Here is a 24,465-nt window from a genome sequence, read left to right on the forward strand (position 1 = left end):
CTCAATGGTGCCGCTGAAGCACATGAACACGCGGCTTCTCTTCAGCAACCATTTCCTGATGTGGGATTGACCACTCACAGTTGCTGAATTCTGCCAGCACTTGTTGATAGATGTTCCGTGTCTGCCCCGCTATTTCCTGCCAAGAATACTGTTTTTTAATCTTTTGTAAAGCTTGTTCGGCCATATTCCTGGCAGATGATTCATTTGCCAACAAAGAAATTACCTGGTCCGCCAGAGATGCGGCATCACCGGGGAAGCACTTTAAACCGTCTATGCCGTGCTCCACAATGTCTCCCAGGCCTCCGGTTTCCGAGACAACAACCGGGACGTTGGCTGCCATTCCTTCCAGTGCCACAATACCAAAAGGTTCATACAGGCTGGGGAAAACTGCCACAGATGCGGACTGATACAGTGCGTTACGGGTATGGTCATCAATATAGCCGGTAAAATAGATACGATTCTCAATACCCATCTGCCGTGCCTGAGAACGCAGGCTTTCCAAGGCAGGGCCTTTGCCGGCAATAACAAATTTGGTTTTAGGCTCCGCGGCCAAAATGCGCGGTGCCGCGTCCAGTAAAACGTGTACTCCCTTTTCCTGAACCAGACGGCCAATAAAAAAGACAATCTTCTCATCTGCTGCAGCAAACCGCTCGCGCACTGTACTATCATGGCGTCCCGCCACAAACTGGCGGGGATCCACACCATTGGGAACAGTTTCAATCTTATCGTCGGGCAAATGAAAGACCGTTTGCAGCTCATTATACATATACCTGCTGCAGCAAATTACTTTCCAGGCCTCATACGTCAACCACCACTCCACATCACTGATATAACGCTGTTCATCGGTATGCAAACCGCGGTTTCTGCCGTATTCGGTGGCATGGATTGTGGCCACCAGCGGCAGCCGCGCCGCATGCTTTACCGCCCGGGCCGCATAGGCCACCAGCCAGTCATGGGCATGAATAAGATCATAGCTTTCCCCCTGCTGAAAAAGTGATAAAGTTTTCTCCAGCATGGTTAGGTTGAGCTGCAAAATACCGGAAATAAAATCCCGCGGCACCAAATGATACGGCTTAATGCGCAGGACACGCACTCCATTCATTATTTCCTCAGGTTCCGCCGTGCCGTCTTCATCCACAGTAATCACATCAACTTCCGTACCGCCTGCTGCCAGTGCCACACTCAAATCATGGACATGTCGTGCCAAACCACCAACTACACGCGGCGGATATTCCCAGGAGAACATCAGTACACGCAAATATCTTCACCCCTGCATATGTTTATTTACACTCCCGCGTATTATATCCAATCCTGGTCAATATATGAAAAAAAGTAAGGTCTATGCTTACGGTGCAGAAAACATGGGCTGAACCTGCCAGCCATATCCGTCGGTGGTCACCGTGACCGCACCGTGCAGGTCGGTGCGGTAGGTATAAATGCCATGCTCAGCCAGCAAATCCAGCGTTTCCTGACGCGGATGGCCAAAGGAATTATGTCCCACCGGAATCACAGCTATCTGGGGCTTTGCCAGCTGCAGAAATTCAGCAGACAGTGCCCCGGCACTGCCGTGGTGCGGCACCTGCAGCAGGGTATGCCTCAGTTGTTGAGGCCGGTTATTAACAAGCCAGCGCACCGCATCGGTTTCCGCATCACCGGTAATTAGAAGAGCAAAATCTTTATAAATAAAGCGTAGCACCAGCGAATTATTATTTACATCATCCACAGTATAGGTGAATCTCTCTGCCGGAGGAGCCAGCACCTCAATCTTTACTTCATCCAGAAAAAGACGATACCCCTCTTCCAGAACCAAATCAATAACGCCCGCCGCAGCCAGGGTGGTTAAAAGTTTTCCATATGCTTCTGACTCCTCAACCTCCCCGTTATGCGCAAAAACCCCCACAGGGAGCTCTTCTGCAACGGCTTCCATGCCGCCATAATGGTCGTCATGGGGGTGAGTCAGGATGAGAAAGTCCAGGCTGCGCACTCCTGCGGCCCGCAAATAGGGGAGAACAGCAAACTGGCCCTGTCCCGGTTTTCCCGCATCAATTAACAGGTTACTGCCGGCAGGTGTGCGAACATGAACCGCCATCCCCTGGCCCACATCAATAAAGGTTACCTCCAACGGAGCCTGTCCCCAAACAGGCAGCAAAGCAAACAATAAAATATTCAAACCCACTAAAACAGCCAGCAATTTTTTGCCCGTCACTGGACGAAAAGAAATCCGGGCCACAAACATCACCAACAAGGTTCCATACAAAAGCCAAATTACCGGGTGAACCACCGGGACCCGCAAGGCGGCAAAGGGCAGGGACGCTAAGCTTTGCGGTAAACCTTCCAGGATCAACAAAGCCGGCAGAGCGGCAAATAAGAAGGGAGCAGACAAAGGTAAAGATACCAAGCCAAAAAGAATTCCCGCCAAACCCAGAGCCATCACCAGCCCCACCAAAGGCACGCACAACAAATTAACGGGAACGGCAAGCAGTGAAAACAGCCCGAAATGATTGGCCTGCAGCGGTAAAACCGCCAGTTGGGCCGCCACAGTAACGGCCATGGGGCCGGACACCTGCGGCGGAAGGGAAACCAGATACTGCTGCAACCGTGGGGACAACAGCAAAATCCCGGCAGTGGCGGCAAAGGAGAACTGAAAAGAAAGACTAAAGAGCCACAGCGGGCGGAAAAACAACATCAGCATACCCACCGCCGCCAGTCCCAGCAAACCGTCCCGCTCCCGGCCGGTTTGCCGCGCATACAGCGCCAATAACATTGTCAGCCCGGCCCGCCAGACCGGAGGCCTACCTCCGGTCAGATAAACATAGCAGAGCACCAAAATGGCAGCCAAAAGCGCCTGCCACAACATCCCCCGGCCCCGAAACAGCCGGGAAGCCAGAAACAAGGCAAAGGCAGCCACAAAGCCCACATGTAATCCGGACACCGCCAGTAAGTGGGCGATGCCCAACCGCCGGTAGGCCTCCACCGTCTCCTCAGAAACTGCATGCCTGTCTCCTAACAGCAGGCCGGAAGCCAACCCGGCGCTGCTCTCCGGCAGATAGTGTTGCAAAGAATGCAAGGCCCGCCAACGCAGTTGATGGGCCCACCACAGCGGCAGATGCCCGCCACGCCCGTCTAGCACCTGCAAATCATGGCCCCGAACCGACATCACCGCACCCACGCCAACGGACTCCAGGTAGGCAGCATAATCAAAGCCGCCGGGGTTTCTTTGGCTCGCCGGCGTTAGCGCAATCCCCCTAAGCTGCAAGCGCAGCCCGTATTCAGGCACAAAATCTTCCGGTACCAAAAAAATGCTGACCCGAACCGTGGCAGAAAGCGGCTGCTCATTTTCTCCCACCGTTACACTCTCTGTCCGGAAAAGAAAGGCCGCCCGGCCTTCTTCTGCGGGAAGAACCTCCTGGATATAACCGGTATAAATCCTCTCTTCCCCCAGATGCCCGCTCCAGGGGTGATGGATCTGGTACCCGGCCAAAACAGAAAGAAACATTCCCACAAACAAAAAAAGAAGAAGAAGCGGCACGGTGGCAGACTTCTTCTTCATGGTGAACACAATTGTTAATGCAGCAGCTACCATCCCCACCAGTGCAATCCAAACCAGAGGAACATTAGCCAGGCGGCCCAGCCAAATCCCCACCGCAAAAGCAGCACCTATCAACGGCAAAGCAGCCACCAAAACTCCCTCCCAATGAGACCCCGGGTGACACCCCCGGGACGGTTCTCAAAGTCTCACACCACACTACATCTTGTGTAAAAACCTGGTGCAAAACGGGGACCCTCTGCGAGGACAGGCGGACCTTTTTTTGCAGCAACCCTGCAAAAACAGACAAAACTTATTCTTACGCATCAGGAGTTCGCGGACGATTCCCTGCAAACCTGCGAATCAGCAAAGAAACGGGCACACCCACCACAGCAAAAAACAAAAGATAAGGCAGGGCGGTCAACAAAAATACCAGAAAATTACCCAACCCCGTCACCATGGCATTTACAGAATTTATAAGACCGGCTACCCCACGCTGCCAAACCCCCTGCAAGCCGGTACCGGTAATGGTGGGGCTGGCCGTTGGCGTCTGGCGAAGTGATACATGAATTGTGGCATAATCTACCCGGTCACTAAGGTAACGGAATTCAGCTGTCAGCGATTCCAACTCTCCCCTGATGCGACCCAGCTCCTGCTCTACCTGCAGAATCTCCTCCACAGTATCCGCATCCTGCAAAATATCCAAAAGCCGCTCTTCCTGCCGCTGTAGATTACGGATTCTTGCTTCCAAATCCACGTACTGCAGCGTCACATCTCTGCCGCCGGTGCTTTTATGGGTCTGCTTGCCCAGGGAATCAATTTCTGCCAACACATCGTCCATCTGATTTGCCGGTATGCGTAGGGTCAGGCTGGAACGACGGTTTTCCTCCGCGCCGTACACACTGGATTCAGCTATAAACCCGCCGGCCTGCTGTACAATCTGCCTGACTTCACCCAGCACATTATCAAGATTCTCCACATCCAAAGACAAATCTGCAGTCCGGATAATATGCTGCACATCTCCTGCCCCGTCACTGTCCTCACCGTACTGCTCTTCCATTGCTGCGCGGGAATTGAGTTCCTCCGGTGAAGCGGCATCGTCATACCCTCTTCCCGCCTGTTCCCGTACAGCTCCGCAAGCGGTAAGCATAAACATTAACAGCAACAACAATAAAAACAGGCCCAGAAATTTCTTCCCAAACATCCGCAGCCCCCCTTTAATTTACCTTTATTGACGGAAAAGAGGAAAAAAAGTTCCTTAACGGGGAACCGCATCACGGGCCAATTGGTCGCAGCGGTTGTTTAGTTCATCATCGGCGTGGCCTTTAACTTTAACCCACTCTATGTCATGTTTGCGGTCCAACTCCAATAGCCGCTCCCATAAATCACGGTTTACCACCGGCTCTTTTTTACTGTTGACCCAGCCGTTTTTTTGCCATTTATCAAACCAGCGCTGCTTAAAGGCATTAACCAGATAAGCACTGTCGCTGTGCAGCTTCACCTTACAGGGCTCCTTCAACAGCTCCAGCGCGGAAATGGCTGCCTGCAGCTCCATCCTTTGATTAGTGGTTTTTTCATCACCACCGGAGATCTCCTTTTCATGGGAACCATAGCGCAGAACAGCACCCCAGCCGCCCGGTCCCGGGTTACCGGAACAAGCTCCATCGGTATAAATAATAACGTCTTTCATAGACCCTCCACATTCACTTCTGTTTTTCCTGATTATACCACCTAACCAACAGAGCAGGCAATAGACCCTGCTGCCACCATCACCCTGTTTGGCAAACTGCGAAGCCTTATAATTTCCGGCAAGAAAAAACTCAGGACCCAATCTGTGGTCCTGAGTTTTGCAGTTTTTTGCACATCCCAGTTTGCATGCACAAGATGTAGTGTGTCATGAGACTTTGAGAAAACCGCTTGTCCTCGCAGAGGGTCCCCGGAGTCTCAATGTAACTGGTCATGAGGTATGCAGTTTTTTGCATGGTTTATGCGAAAAAAGGTCCGTCCCCGGTTTGCATTAGTCGAGGAGTTCTTCTATTTCTTCCAGGTCTTCGGTTTCCAGAGGTTCGCCTTCGGCTACTTCCTGCAGGCGGGCGAGGATGGTGCCCAACTCCTGCTGCAGGCGGCCGTATTCGGCCCAGTCGCCCTGGCGCTGTGCCTGTTCTGCTTCAGCAAACAGTTGAGCAGCCCGCTCAATCAGTTCGTTGAGCACCGCATCGCCCAGGTCAATGGGAGGTAGCGGTTGTGTGGGATCATCGGGATCCGGCTCCACCCCGGGCTGAACACCAAAGACTGCCGCCAGCGCTTCCTCCAGGGTGCGCTCCATCACCACCCGTTCCCCGTAGGCCACAATAACCCGGGCCAGCTCTGGCAGTTCACCTGTTTCCGCCCGCAAATAAATGGGTTCCACATAGAGAATTGAGCCGTTAATGGGCAGCACCAACAGGTTGCCGCGAATTACGCTTGAGCCTCGCTGATCCCAGAGTGTTAACTGCTCGGAAATACGGGAATCCTGGTCAATGCGCGCTTCTATCTGTGACGGGCCGTAGAGCAGCTCGCCTCTGGGGAACTGGTAAACAATCAGCTCGCCATAATGCTCACCGTCTGAGCGGCCTGCCATCCAGGCCACCATATTATCCCGGATTACCGGCGTATAGGGCAGCATTAGCACAAATTCCGGCTCTTCTTCCTGAGGCAGGTTAATTATTGTGTAATAAGGCTCCATGGTAATGGAACTGCCCTCATATATCTCCTGGGGCCACTGCCACTGGTCTTCCCGGTTATAAAAGACCTGGGGATTTTCCATATGGTAGGTGGCAAAGGCCTGGGACTGAATTTTAAACAAAGTTTCCGGATAGCGGATATGAGCCTGCAGGCTTTGCGGCATTTCATCCCTGGACTTAAAAAGCCCGGGGAAAATCTCCGCATATGCCTTAATCATGGGGTCTTCAGGTTCGAAAACATAGAAATCAACACTGCCGTGATAAGCATCCACCACTGTCTTTACAGAATTACGGATATAGTTTACTCCACCAAAAGGCTCGGCATAGGGGAAGTTATTGCTGGTGGTATAGGCATCAATTATCCAGGAAAGCCTGCCTTCTGCCGCCACCAGGTACGGGTCCTCATCAAACTGTAAAAACGGAGCCAAAGTTCGCACCCGGTTAGCAATATTTCGCTCGTAGTGAATCCGGCTTTCTGAAGTCAGCTCTCCGGAGATGAGGATTCTGTAATCGCCAAAACGGATGGCAAACAGCAGCCGGCGCAGCATGCCGTCAATCTCAATGCCGCCGTCCCCTTCATAACGGTAAAAAGCGTTGGTTTCACCCATGGGATAATCAAACTCATCGGTGTTGGTGCCGGTAAAAATATAATTATCGGTCAGCTCACCGTAATAAATCTGCGGCACATCTACCTGCAGGTCAGTCTCGGTGCGCACAGGTAAATCACGCACCACCAGATTAGGCTGGCCCTGCGAAGTAACTTCGTTTACCGGGCTGACCACCAAACCGTAACCATGGGTATACATTAGTCTTTCGTTTACCCAGGTACGGGACGGTAAGTCCGGAACAGAAAGCTCTCTGGCAGAGAGCATTACCTGACGGTACTCTCCGTCAATCATGTAACGGTCAGTATCCACATCATTAAACACATAGTAGCGCCGCAGGCTCTGCAGCTGGTTGAAGGTCCGTCCCAGCGGACGGTAATCCCAAAGCCGCACATTGTGCAAAGTCCCTTCATTGGCCAACAGCTCTTCATATCCCAGAGTGCCGGTCAATGGAAACTCCCGGCGCTCAATTTGATCCAGCCCAAAAGCCATCTGTGTAAAAGCAATATTATGCTCTAAATACGGCGCTTCCCGATTAAATTCATTGGGTTCCACAATAAACGATTGCACCGCACCGGGCACAACTCCACCCAATACTATGGAAACCACAAGCAAAGCCACAATGCTGCCGGTTATCAGGCGGGAATTTTTAAGCCTGATATTCATCAAAAGTGCTGCCGCCGCCAGTACCGAAAGAGCCAGCAATACCCAATAGGCGGGAAGCTGGGCATGGATATCGGTGTAGCCGGGCCCAAAGGTGGCGCCGCGCTCCGAAAGGAGCAGGCCGTACATCTGCAGCCTGTAGCCTAGCGCCCGGGTTATAAATGCCGCCGCCACCAACACAGACAGGTGAACCTGGCCGCGCTGCACAAAAAGGTTGCGGATACCCAGCTGCTGAGGCGGCTGAATAAACAGATAAATGGCACCGCAAAAAACTGTGGCGGTGATAATAACAAACATCAGATATTGATATACCAATTCAAGAAACGGTAGTGAAAACAGGTAAAAGGCCACATCCTGAGAAAAGATGGGGTCCACCGTACCGGTACTTCCTCCCGCCAGAAACAAGCGGATATTAAGCCAGTTATCTCCTAACCCCGCCGTCAAAAGCCAGGGCACCAGTACAGAAACCAGCAGAAAAACTATTCGCATCCGCTTGTGGGTGAGCAGATTGCCAAAGCGTGTCTCCATTAACATTTGCCGCAATACCGGATTAGGCATTGACAACAGAGCTTTCAGTGTAAACATCAGATTCAGGTACAAAAATAAGGCAAAAATAAGCCAGGCAGCCAGCCTCACCACCCAGTACGAACTAATAGCAGTGACAAACACACTTGCAAATCCTAATTGTTCAAACCACAGCCAGTCAATATACACTCCCGATGCCAGACGAATTAAAATTACGAGTAAAACTGCGGCGGCCGCAACCACCCAAGTTATTGGTTTCATTTACATCCCCCCTGGTTATTTTCTATTCTTGTTTTAACACACTGATTCCTGCAATGCGCTATCTCAATGGATTACTGGAAACCCGTATAAATTCTTCCTCTATTGAAGATATTTAATCTATATGACATAATTCGGGGGACGTTATGGTTAACGCTTTGTCTTTTTTAAAAAAGCTTAAAAAACTTAAAAAAGCCACCGCCAAAGATGTGGAAACCCAGCCGGAGAAACGGGGCACTAAACTGCGCGCCAAAGACTCTGCCCATTTGAAGATGCGCATGGAGCTAATCCAGCAACGACTGGGAGAAAGTAACGATGTGGTCATCCGCCAGATTACCAGCAGCAATCACCGCCTTGAATTTGCGGTAGTCTTTATTGACGGCTTAAGTGACAAAAAACTGATTCATGACCATATCATCCGCCCCATTCAGTCAGACAATGTGGTAAGCCGCTATTCCCAGGAACTTACCCTAAAAAATGCCCTGGATTTATTGCAGAGCCATATAACCAGCAGCAGTGAAGTAATGGTGGTGGGCACGCTCAACGAAGCCATTAAATTTGTCTTAAACGGTGACACAGCACTCCTAATCGACGGGGAGGAGAAAATCCTTATCTACGGAACCCGGGAATGGCAGATGCGGGCCGTAGACGAGCCGGAAACGGAATCGGCAGTGCGGGGGCCACGGGAAGGCTTTACCGAAACACTGCGTGTCAATACTTCTCTTCTGCGCCGCCGCATCCGCCACGAAAACCTGCGGCTGGAAACAATGAAAGCGGGGCGCCGCACCGATACCGAAATAATTCTGGCCTATATTAACGATATTGCCAACCCGCAAACCCTGGATGAAGTGCGCAAACGGGTGGCGGCCATTGACACCGACAGCATCCTGGAATCAGGTTATATCGAAGAATTCATAGAAGATGTACCCCTCTCCATCTTTCCGCAAATCGAACATACCGAAAGGGTGGACAAAGCGGCCGCCGCCATCCTTGACGGCAGAATCCTGATTATGGTGGACAATACCCCACATTCCCTCATCGTTCCCACCACATTCTTTCAGTTCATGCAGGCTTCCGAAGATTATTATGAACGCCCCTACGTGGGCCTGGCCCTGCGCATACTTCGTTTGTTCGTTCTCAATGTTGCGCTGATGCTGCCGGCTCTTTATGTGGCCATTGTTACTTTTCACCAGGAGATGCTGCCAACACCACTTCTGCTTAGCATTCTGGCCGCCCGCGCCGGCATCCCCTTTCCGGCGGTGGCGGAAGCTCTGATCATGGAAGCCATGTTTGAAGTTTTACGGGAAGCGGGCGTGCGCCTGCCAAAAACCGTGGGCCAGGCCGTCAGCATCGTCGGCGGTTTGGTAGTTGGTGACGCCGCCATCCGTGCCGGGATTGTTTCCCCCGCCATGGTCATCGTGGTGGCCACAACGGCCATTTCCACCTTTGCCATCCCCGCCTTTAACGCCTCCATTACCCTGCGCATCCTGCGCTTCCCCCTCATTGTCCTGGGCGGAATAATGGGGCTCTACGGCGTAATCTTTGGCCTGCTGATAATCCTAATCCATCTGGCCGGTCTGCAATCCTTTGGCGTTCCCTATCTTTCACCCATGGTCCACGGCACACTGCCGGATATGACCAAAACATTTGCCCGTCCTTTCTGGTGGATGACCGGCAAGCGCCCCCACGAATTGAAACCCCAGGATACCACACGGCAGGCCAATAACATGTTCATGCGTAAACCGCCCGGTGATGAACGGGAACTGGTCCATGAAAAAACGGAGGATAACAATGCTGGAAAAAGGTAAAATCTCACCCCGCCAGACAGGCCAGCTGGTATTCATATCCATCCATGCCACCATCATCCTCTTTGTGCCGGCCATCACCGCCACAGCCGCCGGCCACGATGCGTGGCTGTCCACCTTTACCGGTTCACTTTTCGGGCTGGTAACCCTGGCCATAGTATCCTGGCTCAGTGTAAAACATCCCGGCCAGAATCTGTTTCAGTACAGTGAAACAGTCTTTGGCAAATACATAGGTAAACTGATCGGGCTGGCCTATGTATGGCTGTTTTTACATATGGTGGCTATCATTGTCCGCGAATTCGGCGATTTTATGACCACTTCCTTTATGCCCAACACTCCTCTGTCGGTATTTAACTTCAGCCTCCTTGTCCTCTGCGCCTGGGCCGTCATTGCCGGCCTGGAAGCCATCGCCCGCATGAACGAATTTATCATTATCCTGGTGGTTTCATTTTTACTGCTCATCATTACCCTCTCCATTGGCAGGTGGGATCTGGGCTTACTTCTGCCCTTTTATTCGCGCGGCATCATGCCTATTCTGGAAGGGGCCCAAGCCCCCGCCGCCTGGCACGGTGAAGTGGTATGGCTGGCCGTCATTATTCCCTTTATGACCCGGCCGGGCCGGGCTTTTCTGGCCGGTGCCGGCGGTATCATCGGTTCAGCAATATTACTGACCACGGGTGTTGTGGCGGCTTTGGCGGTACTGGGCCCGGAATTGGTGTCGTCTTTCCGTTTTCCCTTTCACCTTTTTACCCGCACCATCAATATCGGCGACCTTCTCACCCGCTTTGAACCGGTGGTTATGACCACCTGGGTGGCCGGTGTGTTTCTCAAAACTTCCATCTTTTATTACTGCGCCTCGCTGGGCCTGGCACAGGTCCTGGGGCTCTCCGAATACCGCCTGGTGGTACTGCCCCTGGGAGTAATGGCCGGCACTCTATCCATCCTGCTTTTTCCCGATGTCACCGTCCTCTCCCAGTTCTTAGGGGAAATATGGCCTCGCTACAGCATTTCCATCTATTTTTTGGGCCTGCCATCGCTCTTTTTGGCGGTAACACTGATTCGCGAAAAAATTTTCGGCACCAAATTTGGAGGGACCAAACGTGATTAGGCTCAGACAATTGATAACCGCCATCCTTATCTTAACTCTGCCTCTTTTTGCCGGCTGCTGGGACCAGGTGGAAATTGAAGATCTGGCTGTGGTGCGGGCCATCGGCTTAGACTATCTGCCGGGAAGGCAATCACCATATCTTGTGACCCTGGCAATCAAACGTCCTGCGGGCATTGATGAGCAAGGGGGTGCAGGCGGTGAACCCACCATTATTTACTCCGGAGTGGGAGCCTCAGTTGACCTGGCCATTCAGCAGGCCACCAATTCCATGTCCAAAACCATCTTTTTAGCCCACGCGGAAGTATATCTGGTAGGCGAAGAAGCTGCCAAAGCCGGGGTCTCCCCTTTTCTGGACTTTATTATCCGCCACCCGGAGACCCGGTTAAACGGGTTTATGCTGGTCACAGAAGGAATGGCCCATGATGCCCTACAGCTTACTGAACGGATGGAAGAAAGTGTCAGTGAGGAGATTCTCAGCCTGATTTTCACATCTCAGGAAACTTCGGAAACAGAGGTGGATGAGGTGTTCATTTTTCTGCGCCAGATGGCTACTCCGGGCAAAGACCCCCACGCCGGCGCACTTACGGTGAAGGCGCCTTTGGCTGAACAAATAGCCAATGAGGACGACGAAGATGAGAATAATGATAATGATCAAGAAGAAAATGGCGAAAATGAGCAAGACAATGGTAACGGTGAGGAAAACGATACAGGTAATCAGGAAGATGATGTGCATGCACTGGAAGGTATTGCCGTTTTTGCCGGGGACAAACTGGCGGACATTCTTAAGTACCCGGAATCCCGGGGCATTCTCTGGCTGACCAACAACATGCGCCGCAGCATAATGGCGGTAAGTGACCCGGTTCACCCGGAGCATATCGTCAACATCAGTATCGCCCGCACCGCGACTAAAATCACCCCGGTTATGGAAAACGGAGAATTTTCTTTCCGCATCGAAGTTGATACCGAAGGAGACCTTGAGAGCCAGAGCAGTGAAACAGACTTGTCAAAACCTGAAGAAATTGAAAAATTAAACGACGCCTTAGCCGGAGTCATTAAGGAAGAGATGGAAAAGACCCTGCGCAGACTGCAGGAACTGCAGACAGACGTTATGGGCCTGGGCATGCGCTTAAACCGCAGGCACCCCCAGGTGTACCGAGAAGTGGCGGATCGCTGGCCCGAAGAATTCAGCAAGGTAAACGTTGATATCCACGTGGAAGCCAATATCCGCCGCACCGGCCAGCACTCCCACACCACCCGGGTAAACCGCTAAATTGGAGGGTAGAACATGCTGATTTTACTTTTGTCAGGCCTCTTCCTCATTGTATTGCTGGAAGCACCGCGCCTGCTGCTCAAAAAGATGTGGAAAGAACTAATTGTTTTTCTGGGCTTGTGGGCCATCGCCTCTTCTTTGGCCGTAGCACAGTTTATTGGCGTGGACCTACCCAACCCCACCGACATCTTACATGCAATCTTCCTCCCCTAGTGGAACAAGGCACCCTCTACCATGACAGACAGGTTGGGACAGGGGGACCCTCTGCGAGGACAGGCAGGTCAACTGTCCCATTTTCAGTTCCTACAAAAGCACACGCCCTAACTGTCAGGGCGTGTGCTTTCCTCAATACAACGTAATATGTTCTTTTAGTGACTCCACTGTCTTAACCCCAATTCCGGAGACCTGCACCAAATCTTCCACGGAACGAAACGGTCCGTTTTCCTCCCGGTAACTGCTAATAGCGGCCGCTTTAGCCGGGCCTATGCCGGGCAATGCCTCCAGCTCCGCAGCGGTGGCGGTATTAATATTTACCTTCCCGCTTTCTGCTACACCGCCGGTCGGTGTTTCCACATCTTCGGCAAAAGGTACGTTAATCCGCCGCCCGTCATAGAGCGGTTCCGCCAGATTCAGCGCATGGGCATCGCCATCCGGCAGCACTCCCCCCGCCGCCTCCAGCGCCTCATAAATGCGGGCACCGTCTGAGAGGGTATACACCCCGGGATTTTGCACCGCCCCGGCCACATGAACCATAATCTCATGAACTTCATTAACTTCCAACTCTCCTGCGCTCTCTTCAGGAGCTTCGATGACAAATTCACCAGGGGTTTTCGGTGTCAGGGCAAAGCGGATGACAAGTCCCAACACCAGCATGCCGGCCAAGACCAGAGCGCCAATTTGCTCTTTTCTGGTCATTTGCAGCATTAAAACAGCCTCCCGACAAATTTTGAGTGATTCTTCTTGACGAAGTCACTCTTTTCCTGCCAGGGAGGCTTAATTTTTGACATTATTTCCTGGGAAATGTCAGCGTACGACCAAATTAACTAGCTTGTCCGGGACAGTAATGGCTTTAACCACCTGCTTGCCCTCCACCAACTGGCCAATACGGTCATCGGCCATAGCCTGCTTTTGCATGGCCTCTTTGTCCAGGCCGGCAGGGATGGTCAGCTTACCCCGCACCTTACCGTTAACCTGCACCACAATCTCCACTTCCGCCACCTGCAGCACGTCCGGATCATAAGCGGGCCACTGCTGCTGATGCACACTGCCTTCCTTGCCCAGCCGCTCCCACATTTCCTCTCCCAGATGGGGAGCAAAGGGCGCCAATACCAGTACCAGCATTTCCAAAAACTCCGCCATGGCAGCAGTGTTAATATGGTCTTCCTTTTCATTCATATATCCGTACGCTGTATTAACAGCCTCCATTACAGCGGAGATGGCGGTATTGAAGTTAAACCGCTCCTCAATATCTTCGGTGACTTTTTTCAAGGCGGTATGTGCCGCCCGGCGCAGCTCCTGGTCCTGCTTGTCATACTCTGCCGTTTCCCCGTTTTGCCCCCGCACATCGTCGGCATAGCGGTCCACCAGACGCCAGACCCGTTTCAGGAAGCGGTAACACCCTTCCACTCCCCGGTCGCTCCAGTCCAGATCTTTCTCCGGCGGCGCGGCAAAGAGAATAAACAGCCGCCCGGTATCGGCGCCATACTTCTCAATAATTTCATCGGGGCTAACCACATTACCCTTGGATTTAGACATCTTGGCCCCGTCTTTGTTTACCATACCCTGGGCCAACAGTCGGGTGAAAGGCTCCACCGCCTCGGTCATGCCGGCATCATGGAGTACTTTGGTGAAAAAGCGGGAATACAACAGGTGCAGGATAGCATGCTCAATGCCACCGATATACTGATCCACCGGCAGCCAGGCATCACTTCTGTCCTTGGCAAAAGCTTCATTTTCATTCTTGGGATCCGTATAGCGGAAGAAATACCAGGACGAGCAGATAAAGGTGTCCATGGTATCGGTCTCCCGCCGTCCTTTTCCACCACAGGTGGGGCACTTGGCGTTAAGAAAACCTTCATGCTCAGCCAAGGGAGACTTCCCGGCCTCAAATTTCACATCTTCAGGCAGCATCACCGGCAAATCCTCATCGGGAACCGGCACCGGCCCGCACTCATCACAATAAATCATGGGAATGGGCGCACCCCAGTAGCGCTGACGGGAAATAAGCCAATCCCGCAACCTGTAGGTAACTTTCCCCGTGCCCCAGTCATTGTCTTCCAGATACTCAATAATGGCCTTTTTAGCCGCAACGCTGTCCGTACCGTCAAAGCGGGAAGAATTCACCAATACCCCCGCATCAACGTATGCTTCCTGCATATCCTCAACCTGCAGAAATTTATCCCGCGGCGAAATTACCACCTGAATGGGCAGGTTATACTTCTTGGCAAATTCAAAGTCCCGCTGGTCATGGGCAGGAACACCCATCACCGCTCCGGTACCATAACCCATCAAAACATAATTGCCCACCAAGATAGGCACCTCTTTGCCGTTAACAGGATTGATGCAGTACGACCCGGTAAAGACCCCTTCTTTCTCCATCTCAGTGGAGGAGCGGTCCACTTCCGACATTTTCCGGGCCTTGTCCACCAACTGCCGTACCGCCGCTTCATGCTCGGTTCCCACCGTTAAATCATCCACCAGCGGATGCTCCGCCGCCAGCACCATATAAGTCACACCATATAAAGTATCGGGCCTGGTGGTAAAGACGGGAATATCCACGTCTTTGCCTGTAACGGGAAACCGGATTTCCGCGCCTTCGCTTTTACCAATCCAGTTTTCCTGCATGGTCCGGACCCGCTCCGGCCAACCGTCAAGCAGTTTCAAATCATCCAAGAGCCGCTCCGCATAATCGGTGATTCGTAAAAACCACTGCTCCAGGTCCTTAACCACCACTTCATCGCCGCAGCGCCAGCAGCCGCCGTCTTCTACCTGCTCATTGGCCAGCACTGTGGCACACTGCGGGCACCAGTTAACCGAAGCTTTCTTTTTATAGGCCAGTCCCCTTTTATAAAACAGCAAAAAGAGCCACTGGGTCCACTTATAATAATCAGGAGCACAGGTGGCAACCTCACGGTCCCAGTCGTAGCTTATGCCCAACGCTTTTTGCTGCTTTTTCATGGCCTCAATATTGGCATAAGTCCACTCCGCCGGATGTACCTGCCGCTCAATGGCAGCGTTTTCCGCCGGCAGGCCAAAAGCATCCCAACCCATGGGATGCAGCACACTGTAGCCCCGCATGTTTAAAAACCGGGCCAGCACATCTCCAATGGAGTAAACCCGCATATGCCCCATATGTAGTCGTCCGGAAGGATACGGAAACATTTCCAACACATAGTACTTCTTTTTTCCTTCCTCATCCGTCTTATAAAAATCTTCTTTTTCCCAGAAATTCTGCCATTTCGGCTCAATGACACTTGGATTGTAATCGGCCACGATTCTGCCTCCCATACTAATATTCTTGCCTCAAAAGCCTGCCAACTACTGGCCGTAAACCATAACGCTAATGAAGCGGCATATATAACCAGTATTGAAAAACGCGCGTTAATTGACTAAAGAAGCGCGCTATTCTTATTATATACGGAGAAAAGCGTCGAATGCAAGAGAGCAACTGCTATAGTTGCCCTTCAACGGATTCTCCACTTATTTAGTTGTAAAATGCAAGGGCGGAAAAACAAGCGTTTCTCCGCCCTGCCTGCTCTATTCATAAGCGATAAAGATTCTTATTCCTTCCGCTCCACTACCGCCCCCGGGAAAATCACCACACCAAACCAGGCAAACTCTCCCTTGTTTTTCAAAATTGCCAAACACAAACCCTGCTACCTCTGCCTGCTCACCTAACTGCCAGCCCTTCTCAGCCAGAGCTGCCGCCACATCGTTAAAAACATCCTCCCCAACCAGCGGTAAACGGTTACTGTAAACTACCAACCCAGCGGCTCCCAACGTACCTTCAGGGAACCATTCCTCCTGCTGCCAAATCGCAACAGCTTCGGGAATCGACCAATTAAAACGTGCATCCAGCGGAATATCCCCCGGAGGAGCAGAAACTGTTCTCACCCCATGCGCGCTGGTATGGCAGGAGAAACAATCGGTACGGTTTACCCGTATCGCTTCCCGCACCAGTGCATTATCGCTGTTGTGGCAACTCCCGCAATCATCCTGATGCCTAACCTCCTCCTCACTCATGGAAGTTCCATGGCACGAAGCACAGGATGAGTTTAGTGAAACAGAATGCTCCGGGTGGCCCTCAATGTTGCTTAAGTCGTGACAACTCCCACACGAAGTATCCTTCTCAGTGACCGCTTCCAGGACCGAAGCATACCGTGGCGTGTTAGTGGGAGTAGCAGCCAGCTCCACTTCCGGCACATCGACACCCCACATATCCTCGGGAGCTGAGTAGGGAGCATGCATCCTTGCCCTGATGGCGGTGGCCGGGTAGGGCAAATCAAACCATCTGTCCACAACACCCGATGTCCGGTAATACACTATGCCCCAGTTTCCATTATATAGAGCATGCACTTCCATGCTGTTTCCCCGGTTAAGCGCATGGGTAATCCGAATCCGGTTAATGGCCTCCCCTGCAGGAGCATAATAAGTATCCGACCATTCCAGCTGATAATTCCTATCCTTTTCAATTCTCAGAGTATCATCGGTTTCCAGACGATCTGCCAGACCGGATCCGGTATGGCATGTATCACAGGTCACAGGATCCCCATAACGGTCTGTACGATTCTCCCGATAATGTTCACTGGTCAGCGTCCCGGCATGGCACCCAAGACAAACCTCATCCCCGGACTCATGGGCTGCTGCCATATCATGCCGCACATTTGGCAGATTAAGAAAACCCTGCCTTCCATCGGTGGTATGTCTCCAGGAAAAATAGTTGTTGATGCCCAAAGAGCCACCGGGATAATGACATACGGTACAGTATCGATATCTGGGACTTTGCTGTACATTCATATTATGACAACCAAGACATGGCGACTGAACAGGATGTTCCCCCCTGACAATAGGGTTTGTACTCCACTGAGACTGCAAAACAGGAACATATTCGTCATGGCAGGACCAGCAGGTTGCCTCCCAGATAACCGGCATCTCCTGATAACCGGAAGCATGTACGCTACCTACAGCCAGCAATAATAGCAAGAGGATAATTGCCAACACCAGCTTTTTCAACGTTCTTCCTCCTTCTCCTGACTATTTCGACGGCATCGTCATTTAAATTTATTCGCAGGTCAAAGGAGGCTGAACTGATTTTGTCATCAAAAATCCGGGGCATTTGCCCCGGATTCCTTAGAATTTGAAGTTACCAAACTTGGACTCGGCAACCGGCTCCCGTAAAGCCAGTTCAAACCCTCTGGCCAGTTTATCCCGCGCTTCCGGCCAGGTAATAATTCCGTCATGGAATAACAATGACCCGGTCACATACGGATGACCGTCCCGGTCATAGCGCTCCACCATCTTGTTGCGGAACTCGGTCATTTTTGCCTCATCGATCTCTTCGCCTTGTTTCTTCTTATTTTTGCGCTCAATACTTTCCAAAATAAATGCCGCAGTCCTACCGGCCATTACCGTGGTCCTGGCCCGCATGGTATGGAACACAAACCGCGGATTATAAGCCCGGCCGCACATGCCGTAGTTGGCCGCACCATGGTCCGGACCAATCACCCACTGGATTTTGGGCACTTCCACACATGAGCAGGCCCGCACCATATCCGAGCCATACTTACCAATACCGTTCCACTCTTCATTACTGCCCACCATATAACCCGGTGAATTCTGAATATACAGAAGCGGAGTCTTATCATTACCGCAGCGCACCACCCATTCGGTAGCCTTTCGCGCCCCTTCCAGAAAAATAACACCGTTGCGGTTAGAAGCCACAATGCCCACCGGCATACCTTTGAGCCATATCTTACCGCAAATTATATTGTCACCCCGGCCCGGAGCATAATTGGCCTTATACTCCTGAAAATAACTGCCGTCGGCAATGCACTTAATGACATCTTTAATGTCTATGGGTTTATAGGGATCCGCCGGCATATTGGCCATCAACTCGTCCGGCCCGTACAGCGGCTCATCCCACGATTCAAAGCGATGCCCGTGAAACTTCTGCGGCGGGTCAAAAGCAATAATTTCCCGTAGCTTCTGAATCCCTTCCTCCTGGGTACTGACAAAATGATCACAACCGCCGGAATGCTGGGTATGCACATACGCCCCACCCAAATCTTCCGCCGATACTTCCTCCCCAATAGCTGAACGCACCATGGGCGGTCCGGCCAGAAACGCATATGCCAGCTTATCAATCATGATGGATTCACAGGCCAGGTAAACCATATACGCGCCACCTGCGGTATTGCCGCCGGTACTTAAGGTATACTGCTTAATCCCCTTGGCAGACATCCTGGTCATATTATAAAACATGGTGCCGAACATGCCTTCATCGGCAAAGCACTCTCTCTGCAGCGGCAGGAAAATCCCGCCCGAATCAGCAATATAAACACAGGGCAAACCGCACTGTTCCGCAATCTTCTGTGCCCGCATATGCTTCTTTAACGTAATAGGGTAGTAGGTACCCGCCGTCATCCGGCTCTCGTTGGCAAAAATCATGCAATCCTTACCATGAATTTTACCTACACCGGTAATAACACCACCACCGGGTATATGCGGCTGCTCCGGATACCCGATATCATAACCGGCATCCAGCCCCACTTCATAAAAATCACTATCCTCATCAATCAACATTTCCACCAATTGTCGGGCCGGCATCTTACCCTGCTTGGCCAGCCTCTGCAGCTGCTTCTCCCCGCCTACATTATAAGCTTCCTCCCGGCGAGCCAAAAGCTCTTGATCCCGCTCCAGCCAGAACTCGTAGTTCTCCTGCCTTTTATCCTGAGTCATAACGCAAACCCCCTCCGCATGTTTTCATTACAATATATAACTCGTGCACATCATCACCTATAAACTTACTCTTGCAATATACATACCAACCAATTAAACCCGGTATTTGCCCCCAAAAACACCGCCCGCTATGCACACATGCATCAGCAACGCCGGACAAACTGATTCCGTATTGCATAATTGATTCCCCCTTGCATCAGGAAGCCTCTTAGCAAAAGATATTATTAACCTTTTATGAATCAATGTCTAAAACCCATTAAAACTGGTATAACATTATTGACAAGGCAATCTTTATAAAACTATAATTAGCTTATAAACAGAATAATGCAGATTTTTCCTTTCTGCAAGTGTGCGGAATCAATGACCGCGACTCTCATTTGGTCACTTTAGGGTCGCGCGAGATAGAGTGAAACCGGCTGCACACGGGTTATTTAACCCGTGTGCTTTTTATTTTCCCGCACATATTACAGCATTTTCATATTTACAACTTTTATCGACAAGGGGAGTGATGTGAGAAAGCAATAATTTCTCATCCGATCGGGATATCTTGGGGGGTATAGGGATCGGAAAAAAAAGGAGGAATTATTAATGAAAGCTTTAAAAAACAATAAAGTTGCTTTATGTCTGGTTATCGCTTTAATGAGTTATATGTTCTTTGGAGTTAGTTTTACAGCATTGGCATATGGGGCATATGAGTCACGGGTAGAGATTTCCGGAAATGACCCTGGATACCTTGAGAGCTATAAGGTGCTAAAAGTAGACCCGCCTCGAGACGGTGAAGAGACAATCAACATCACCATCGATGAACAACAGATCACAGGCACAATCAAATTTACTTTTTCTGAGGATGGAAAGTATGTCGATTGGGAAACCAACCCTTTGCCCATTACACATGTTTTTGTTAAAGGGGGCCCTGGCGGCTTCTTGTACTCCTATGATGGAGAAACTTCTAGTGATCAAGGGTTAAGGGCACCCGATAACAGAGGCGGCAATCAAGCGGACATCAGTCACGTTACTTTCTATATCATGCCTCAAGATGTTCCGGATCCTGCTCCTGTTCCTGTTACTGTTACCGTAAATAAGGAAGTAATAGACGTAGGCGGTGATCCCGTTTCCGATGATGATGGTACATTCACTGTTCTTATAGGCGATGATATATCTGAAGAAATTACCGTTGCCCTGGGAGCTGAATTCCATCTTCTACCCGACACGTATGATATTGAAGAATTATTTGACGCTGAAAAATATGAATTTGTAAGCTTTTCTGATGAAGTCACAGAAGACTCTGGAGAATACACTTTTACCGTAGATGATGCCTCAATCACAATAACTATAACAAATCGACTAATTGCTGCAGAAAACGGTAATGGCGATGACGATGGCGAGGTTGCCGATGAGACTCCTGCCGGTGACGACAATGGCGATGACGAGGACGTTGGCCAGCTTCCCGATGAGACTCCTGCCGGTGACGACAATGGCGATGACGAAGGTCAGCTTCCAGATGAGACTCCCGCCGGTGACGACGATGACGAGGACGTTGGCCAGCTTCCCGATGAGACTCCTGCCGGTGACGACGAAGAGTTACCCGTAACCAGTGGAACCGACTTCCTGATGCTGGGACTGGGAACCGCAATGACTACAGGTGGCTTGGTACTCCGTCGACGCAAGCGTAAATAACAATTAAAAAGAAACCCCGACGGGGTTTCTTTTTTTCCCAGGCTAGTTGTATTATAATGGAAATATAATCTTTAAATGAGGTGGCTTCATGAAACGAGCTATTAACATCTTTAGCGTCCTCCTTATCTTCAGTGGCTTGGCACTTGTAGCCACCCCCATCTACAGATATGCTGTGGGAATCTATTATCAAAGCGCAGAACGGGCAGCTATGGTCGGTGAAGCTCCCGAATATGAACCTGTCAAATCTATTGACCCAGTCGTTCTGCAGGAAGAAATGGAAGTAGACCCTACCAAACTCCCACAATTTAATGGTGTACTTGAAATTCCCAATATTGATTTGGATGTGGTGGTTGTCCAAGGAGTTTCTCAGGAAGACCTCAGACGTGGAGTTGGTTTTTATCCTCAAAGCACACACCCTGAATACGGCAACGTATCGATTGCAGGCCATCGGACAGGTTATGCAGGATGGTTTTTGAAGATTGACAGGTTGGAGCCGGGCGATGAAATTATACTGACACTGGGACCAAACCGCTATCACTACAGCGTTCGCAAACAATTCATTACACATAACCGTGACTGGGATGTAATTGAATCTAACGGCAATGCCGAGCTGACTTTAACCACCTGCCTGATGACCACCAACAGCAGACGCTTAATTGTTAAGGCAGATCTGGTTGAGGTGATTGAGGTTCAGCAGGAAACTCGTGAAATACAATGAAAAAGGGGGAGAGCCGGACATAAATGTCCGGCTCTCTTATTGGGATCTATCACTTGGGGGGTGATAGGGGTTCCGCATAGATATAAATCCCCAATGATAGATGCTTGCATAAAGATTTAATAAAGGGAATGGGTCCAACTAATAGATATTTTACTGCTTTGGTTAAATTTAAGATTCATGTTGTTATAATTCTGGATGATATAACCGTTATGTGGCAGTTTGCCAAAGTAGAGATTAGAGGTCGATCGTGTGGGCTCTGCAGGTACCCATCCCCGACCTTCCAGACTGTATTCAACCCAGGCATGCCTGTAACCGACCAAAGAATAGCTTCCACTTGAAGGCCACCTGCCACCTCTATCCGCATACCCGTATACGACTCTTGCAGGAATGTTTGCCGCTCTAGCTAGTGCAACCGATAGCATTGCATAATCCTCACAGACCCCACTACGGGTCTGAAGTGCCCTGAGTGCGCCACTATTACGGTTGTCTGCTGAGGCATTATAGGAGATGTTGTTAGCTACCCAGCGGGTAATAGCTTGTGCTTTTTCCCAATCCGTTGAAAGACCTTGTGTTATCTGGTTAGATAAATTTACTATTTCTGAATTTGTACTTTCTATTCCGGTGGAAGAACCCAGATATGAAGAACTTTTGTTGCTGTTTGTAGGAATATAGTCTGCAAAAAACTCAATGTTTGAACTCCGTACCTGAGTCTTAATTTCTATAATAATTTCTTCACCGGGTTCTAGCGTGCCCAGTGAAAACACTGCAACCCTTGTCCCTGACACGGTTTCAATTTCAGGTTCTATGGAAAAACTCTCATTTCTGCGTGATTGATACAAAGAACTGGAACTGACTAGCGGCACCTCAACACGAACATCTTTAGCTTCCTTATCACTGGTGTTTTTAACATCCACCTGCATCATATACCGATGGTCACGTGATGACCAGGTACGGTATGGATTGGCTCGAGTTGGTGCTACTTCCTCTACAACTTCAACCTCAACGGGCTCCTCTTTGGCTTCAGGCTTGTCATCTCTTCTTTCGGCGATGGTTGTTGTGTTGCTCTGCTGAGAACTTGTATTGTTCCTGGAGCTGTTTTCTGTATTGGCAGAAGCCGTTGCGCTTCGTTCTGCAGGTTTGTTTTCTTCGGTGGCTTCGTCTTGCTGCTCTTCCTGTACTTCCTGATCTTCTTCTTTCTGCTCTTCTTCCTCTATGTCATCTGTTGTTATTTGCTGTGATGGTGGCAGTTCGGTTGCCGCAGTTGGTGCCGTTGGTACTGGTGCTGCCTGCTCCTCAGGCTTGTACGATTCGTCTGCACTGGCTAATACCGCCTCAGGTTCCCGCTCACCGCCAAACGGTGAGAGTTGATGCATGGCAAAAGAGCTGCTGGCAAACAAGAACACCACTGCTACGTACACTAAAAACTTGGAAAAACCTTTTTTCATTTCCTTTACCCCCGTTTCCGGAGGGGCCCTCGACCTGCCGAATAAAAAAAACTTCAGCCGTAGCTAAAGTTTTTTAGAAATACAAAAACTCCGCTCTTCGGCAACCTGGCGATCGTAGGCGTGTGCCCTTAGACCCATGGCTTTGCGTCCCTGCCTTTCAGCAGGTTTGCCTTTGTCGGATAGGAGACCCCATTCCGCTTTTTAAATTTTTTCCGGTTCCCACACCGGGTTTTATAGATCCCGTACTCCCCTTTTCTACACTCTTATCTAATTTCCTGCTTATTTCCAAAAAAAACTAAAGTTTTTTTATTTTTTTTTCTTTTTTACCCTAAGTTAAACTACAAGAGTCAAAAAAATTACCATAATACCGGAATGATTTTGCGACAAATTGCCGAATTATAGCGTAGCTGGAGGTGAATTACAGGTGCTTCTTGCTTTAATTGCGGCCGTTGCCGTAGGTTGCGGTGATAATACGGAACAACCTCCGGCCGGGGAAGATGACAACGGGGACGAGATGAAGAGTATCAGCAAGTTATAGAATATCTTGAAGAGAATTTCAGCAGCTAGCCAGGCATAACAGCCTGGTTTTTTTTGCTTCCAGCGAACTGAAACCATTTGTTAATTTAAACCCGGTGTTTCTATAGTAAGATAAGAACTAACAAAAAAAGTAATCGAGGTGGTTAACTGTGTTTAGCAAAAAATCTTTTGTTTTATTTCTGCTTCTGGCTCTGGTAACGGTTTTTGCTATAGGTTGTGGGGATAATACCGGGAATTACTCTAATGAAGACAATAATGAAGAATATGTAAATGGAGAAAATAACGAGGATTATACTGACGGCGATAATAACAATGAGGTATTGCCGGCATTAACCGGAGCTGAGTTGGTAGAAGAACGCTGCAGCCAGTGTCATGGCCTTGACCAGGTTTACCGAGAACGGGGTAACTGGCCAGCGACTGTGGACCGGATGGTGGATAAGCGTCCTGGCCTGCTTGACGATGATGAATACGATCTTGTAGTAGAATATCTTGAAGAAAACTATGGTAACTAGCCGGGCATTTTGCCTGGCTCTTTTTTAAGTCTTAAGTTTTGTGAAAGCATTTGTTAATTCATTCCTTTCATTCCTATAGTAACATTGTAGGTGTAATGGAGAAAATAAAATTGAAAAAGGTGACGTACATCACATT

General features: G+C 50.2%; 18 protein-coding genes and 2 riboswitches. Of the genes, 8 read left to right on the top strand and 10 right to left on the bottom strand.

Annotated features, from left to right (window positions below):
* Position 1 precedes the first annotated feature (1 nt).
* From DEALDRAFT_RS04660 to DEALDRAFT_RS04680, 5 genes are all read right to left on the bottom strand, one after another.
* On the bottom strand, positions 2-1,258 hold the full coding sequence (locus DEALDRAFT_RS04660; RefSeq protein WP_008515355.1) for a glycosyltransferase family 4 protein: 1,257 nt from the start codon (positions 1,256-1,258) through the stop codon (positions 2-4).
* Between the two features lie 87 nt (positions 1,259-1,345).
* Positions 1,346-3,679, bottom strand: a complete 2,334-nt coding sequence (locus tag DEALDRAFT_RS04665; RefSeq protein WP_161598015.1) for a DNA internalization-related competence protein ComEC/Rec2 — start codon at positions 3,677-3,679, stop codon at positions 1,346-1,348.
* Between the two features lie 166 nt (positions 3,680-3,845).
* Positions 3,846-4,730, bottom strand: coding sequence for a DUF4349 domain-containing protein (locus DEALDRAFT_RS04670; RefSeq protein WP_008515358.1), 885 nt, complete (start codon positions 4,728-4,730; stop codon positions 3,846-3,848).
* 54 nt (positions 4,731-4,784) lie between these two features.
* A complete protein-coding gene (gene rnhA / locus DEALDRAFT_RS04675) occupies positions 4,785-5,216 on the bottom strand; it encodes a ribonuclease HI (protein WP_008515361.1) in 432 nt (143 codons plus the stop codon).
* Between the two features lie 327 nt (positions 5,217-5,543).
* Positions 5,544-8,303: a UPF0182 family membrane protein gene (locus tag DEALDRAFT_RS04680; RefSeq protein ID WP_008515363.1), complete on the bottom strand. Its 2,760-nt coding sequence runs from the start codon at positions 8,301-8,303 to the stop codon at positions 5,544-5,546.
* A gap of 143 nt (positions 8,304-8,446) precedes the next feature.
* On the opposite strand from DEALDRAFT_RS04680, the gene DEALDRAFT_RS04685 reads away from it, so the two are divergent.
* The 4 genes from DEALDRAFT_RS04685 to DEALDRAFT_RS04700 are packed head-to-tail and all read left to right on the top strand — an operon-like array spanning position 8,447 to position 12,696.
* Positions 8,447-10,108 carry a spore germination protein gene (locus DEALDRAFT_RS04685; protein WP_008515365.1) on the top strand — a complete coding sequence of 554 codons (1,662 nt, stop codon included), beginning with the start codon at positions 8,447-8,449 and terminating at the stop codon, positions 10,106-10,108.
* Positions 10,092-11,213, top strand: coding sequence for a GerAB/ArcD/ProY family transporter (locus DEALDRAFT_RS04690; protein WP_008515367.1), 1,122 nt, complete (start codon positions 10,092-10,094; stop codon positions 11,211-11,213). The genes DEALDRAFT_RS04685 and DEALDRAFT_RS04690 overlap by 17 nt, the downstream gene beginning before the upstream one ends.
* Positions 11,206-12,483 (top strand): Ger(x)C family spore germination protein, encoded by a 1,278-nt coding sequence (locus tag DEALDRAFT_RS04695; RefSeq protein ID WP_008515369.1) that lies wholly within the window; start codon positions 11,206-11,208, stop codon positions 12,481-12,483. Before DEALDRAFT_RS04690 ends, DEALDRAFT_RS04695 begins: the two co-directional genes overlap by 8 nt.
* A gap of 15 nt (positions 12,484-12,498) precedes the next feature.
* On the top strand, positions 12,499-12,696 hold the full coding sequence (locus DEALDRAFT_RS04700; RefSeq protein ID WP_008515372.1) for a hypothetical protein: 198 nt from the start codon (positions 12,499-12,501) through the stop codon (positions 12,694-12,696).
* A 132-nt stretch (positions 12,697-12,828) separates the two neighbouring features.
* On the opposite strand, the gene DEALDRAFT_RS04705 is transcribed toward DEALDRAFT_RS04700, so the two are convergent.
* The 4 genes from DEALDRAFT_RS04705 to DEALDRAFT_RS04720 form a co-directional block, all read right to left on the bottom strand.
* Positions 12,829-13,407: a helix-hairpin-helix domain-containing protein gene (locus tag DEALDRAFT_RS04705; RefSeq protein WP_008515374.1), complete on the bottom strand. Its 579-nt coding sequence runs from the start codon at positions 13,405-13,407 to the stop codon at positions 12,829-12,831.
* A gap of 99 nt (positions 13,408-13,506) precedes the next feature.
* Positions 13,507-15,990: a leucine--tRNA ligase gene (leuS, locus tag DEALDRAFT_RS04710; protein WP_040378469.1), complete on the bottom strand. Its 2,484-nt coding sequence runs from the start codon at positions 15,988-15,990 to the stop codon at positions 13,507-13,509.
* A 249-nt stretch (positions 15,991-16,239) separates the two neighbouring features.
* Complete coding sequence (locus tag DEALDRAFT_RS04715; RefSeq protein WP_008515377.1) at positions 16,240-17,715, bottom strand: cytochrome c3 family protein; 1,476 nt, start codon at positions 17,713-17,715, stop codon at positions 16,240-16,242.
* A 117-nt stretch (positions 17,716-17,832) separates the two neighbouring features.
* The gene (locus DEALDRAFT_RS04720) at positions 17,833-19,440 is read right to left on the bottom strand and encodes an acyl-CoA carboxylase subunit beta (protein WP_008515379.1); all 1,608 of its coding nucleotides are present in this window, start codon (positions 19,438-19,440) and stop codon (positions 17,833-17,835) included.
* Between the two features lie 344 nt (positions 19,441-19,784).
* Positions 19,785-19,867, top strand: a riboswitch (cyclic di-GMP riboswitch).
* A gap of 248 nt (positions 19,868-20,115) precedes the next feature.
* Here DEALDRAFT_RS04720 and DEALDRAFT_RS04730 point away from each other — a divergent pair.
* Positions 20,116-21,117: an LPXTG cell wall anchor domain-containing protein gene (locus DEALDRAFT_RS04730; protein WP_161598016.1), complete on the top strand. Its 1,002-nt coding sequence runs from the start codon at positions 20,116-20,118 to the stop codon at positions 21,115-21,117.
* An 88-nt stretch (positions 21,118-21,205) separates the two neighbouring features.
* Positions 21,206-21,835: a class E sortase gene (locus DEALDRAFT_RS15865; RefSeq protein WP_008515385.1), complete on the top strand. Its 630-nt coding sequence runs from the start codon at positions 21,206-21,208 to the stop codon at positions 21,833-21,835.
* Between the two features lie 116 nt (positions 21,836-21,951).
* On the opposite strand, the gene DEALDRAFT_RS04740 is transcribed toward DEALDRAFT_RS15865, so the two are convergent.
* Positions 21,952-23,280: a transglutaminase-like domain-containing protein gene (locus tag DEALDRAFT_RS04740; protein ID WP_008515387.1), complete on the bottom strand. Its 1,329-nt coding sequence runs from the start codon at positions 23,278-23,280 to the stop codon at positions 21,952-21,954.
* 96 nt (positions 23,281-23,376) lie between these two features.
* Positions 23,377-23,461, bottom strand: a riboswitch (cyclic di-GMP riboswitch).
* 243 nt (positions 23,462-23,704) lie between these two features.
* Here DEALDRAFT_RS04740 and DEALDRAFT_RS17530 point away from each other — a divergent pair.
* Together DEALDRAFT_RS17530 and DEALDRAFT_RS04745 are read left to right on the top strand one after the other, a co-directional pair.
* The gene (locus DEALDRAFT_RS17530) at positions 23,705-23,818 is read left to right on the top strand and encodes a Vmc-like lipoprotein signal peptide domain-containing protein (protein WP_008515389.1); all 114 of its coding nucleotides are present in this window, start codon (positions 23,705-23,707) and stop codon (positions 23,816-23,818) included.
* Positions 23,819-23,966: 148 nt separating this feature from the next.
* Complete coding sequence (locus tag DEALDRAFT_RS04745; RefSeq protein WP_008515390.1) at positions 23,967-24,329, top strand: c-type cytochrome; 363 nt, start codon at positions 23,967-23,969, stop codon at positions 24,327-24,329.
* The last annotated feature ends 136 nt before the right edge of the window (positions 24,330-24,465 follow it).

Origin of the sequence: Dethiobacter alkaliphilus AHT 1, assembly GCF_000174415.1 — a bacterium.
GTDB classification, from domain to species: Bacteria; Bacillota; Dethiobacteria; order Dethiobacterales; family Dethiobacteraceae; genus Dethiobacter; species Dethiobacter alkaliphilus.

Bases quoted from the DNA above. Each gene is read 5' to 3' on its own strand.
- DEALDRAFT_RS04690 (WP_008515367.1), top strand. From the start codon at position 10,092: ATGCTGGAAAAAGGTAAAATCTCACCCCGCCAGACAGGCCAGCTGGTA.
- DEALDRAFT_RS04700 (WP_008515372.1), top strand. From the start codon at position 12,499: ATGCTGATTTTACTTTTGTCAGGCCTCTTCCTCATTGTATTGCTGGAA.
- DEALDRAFT_RS15865 (WP_008515385.1), top strand. From the start codon at position 21,206: ATGAAACGAGCTATTAACATCTTTAGCGTCCTCCTTATCTTCAGTGGC.
- DEALDRAFT_RS04705 (WP_008515374.1), bottom strand. From the start codon at position 13,407: ATGCTGCAAATGACCAGAAAAGAGCAAATTGGCGCTCTGGTCTTGGCC.
- DEALDRAFT_RS04685 (WP_008515365.1), top strand. From the start codon at position 8,447: ATGGTTAACGCTTTGTCTTTTTTAAAAAAGCTTAAAAAACTTAAAAAA.
- leuS (WP_040378469.1), bottom strand. From the start codon at position 15,990: ATGGGAGGCAGAATCGTGGCCGATTACAATCCAAGTGTCATTGAGCCG.
- DEALDRAFT_RS04740 (WP_008515387.1), bottom strand. From the start codon at position 23,280: ATGAAAAAAGGTTTTTCCAAGTTTTTAGTGTACGTAGCAGTGGTGTTC.
- DEALDRAFT_RS04670 (WP_008515358.1), bottom strand. From the start codon at position 4,730: ATGTTTGGGAAGAAATTTCTGGGCCTGTTTTTATTGTTGTTGCTGTTA.
- rnhA (WP_008515361.1), bottom strand. From the start codon at position 5,216: ATGAAAGACGTTATTATTTATACCGATGGAGCTTGTTCCGGTAACCCG.
- DEALDRAFT_RS04720 (WP_008515379.1), bottom strand. From the start codon at position 19,440: ATGACTCAGGATAAAAGGCAGGAGAACTACGAGTTCTGGCTGGAGCGG.
- DEALDRAFT_RS04680 (WP_008515363.1), bottom strand. From the start codon at position 8,303: ATGAAACCAATAACTTGGGTGGTTGCGGCCGCCGCAGTTTTACTCGTA.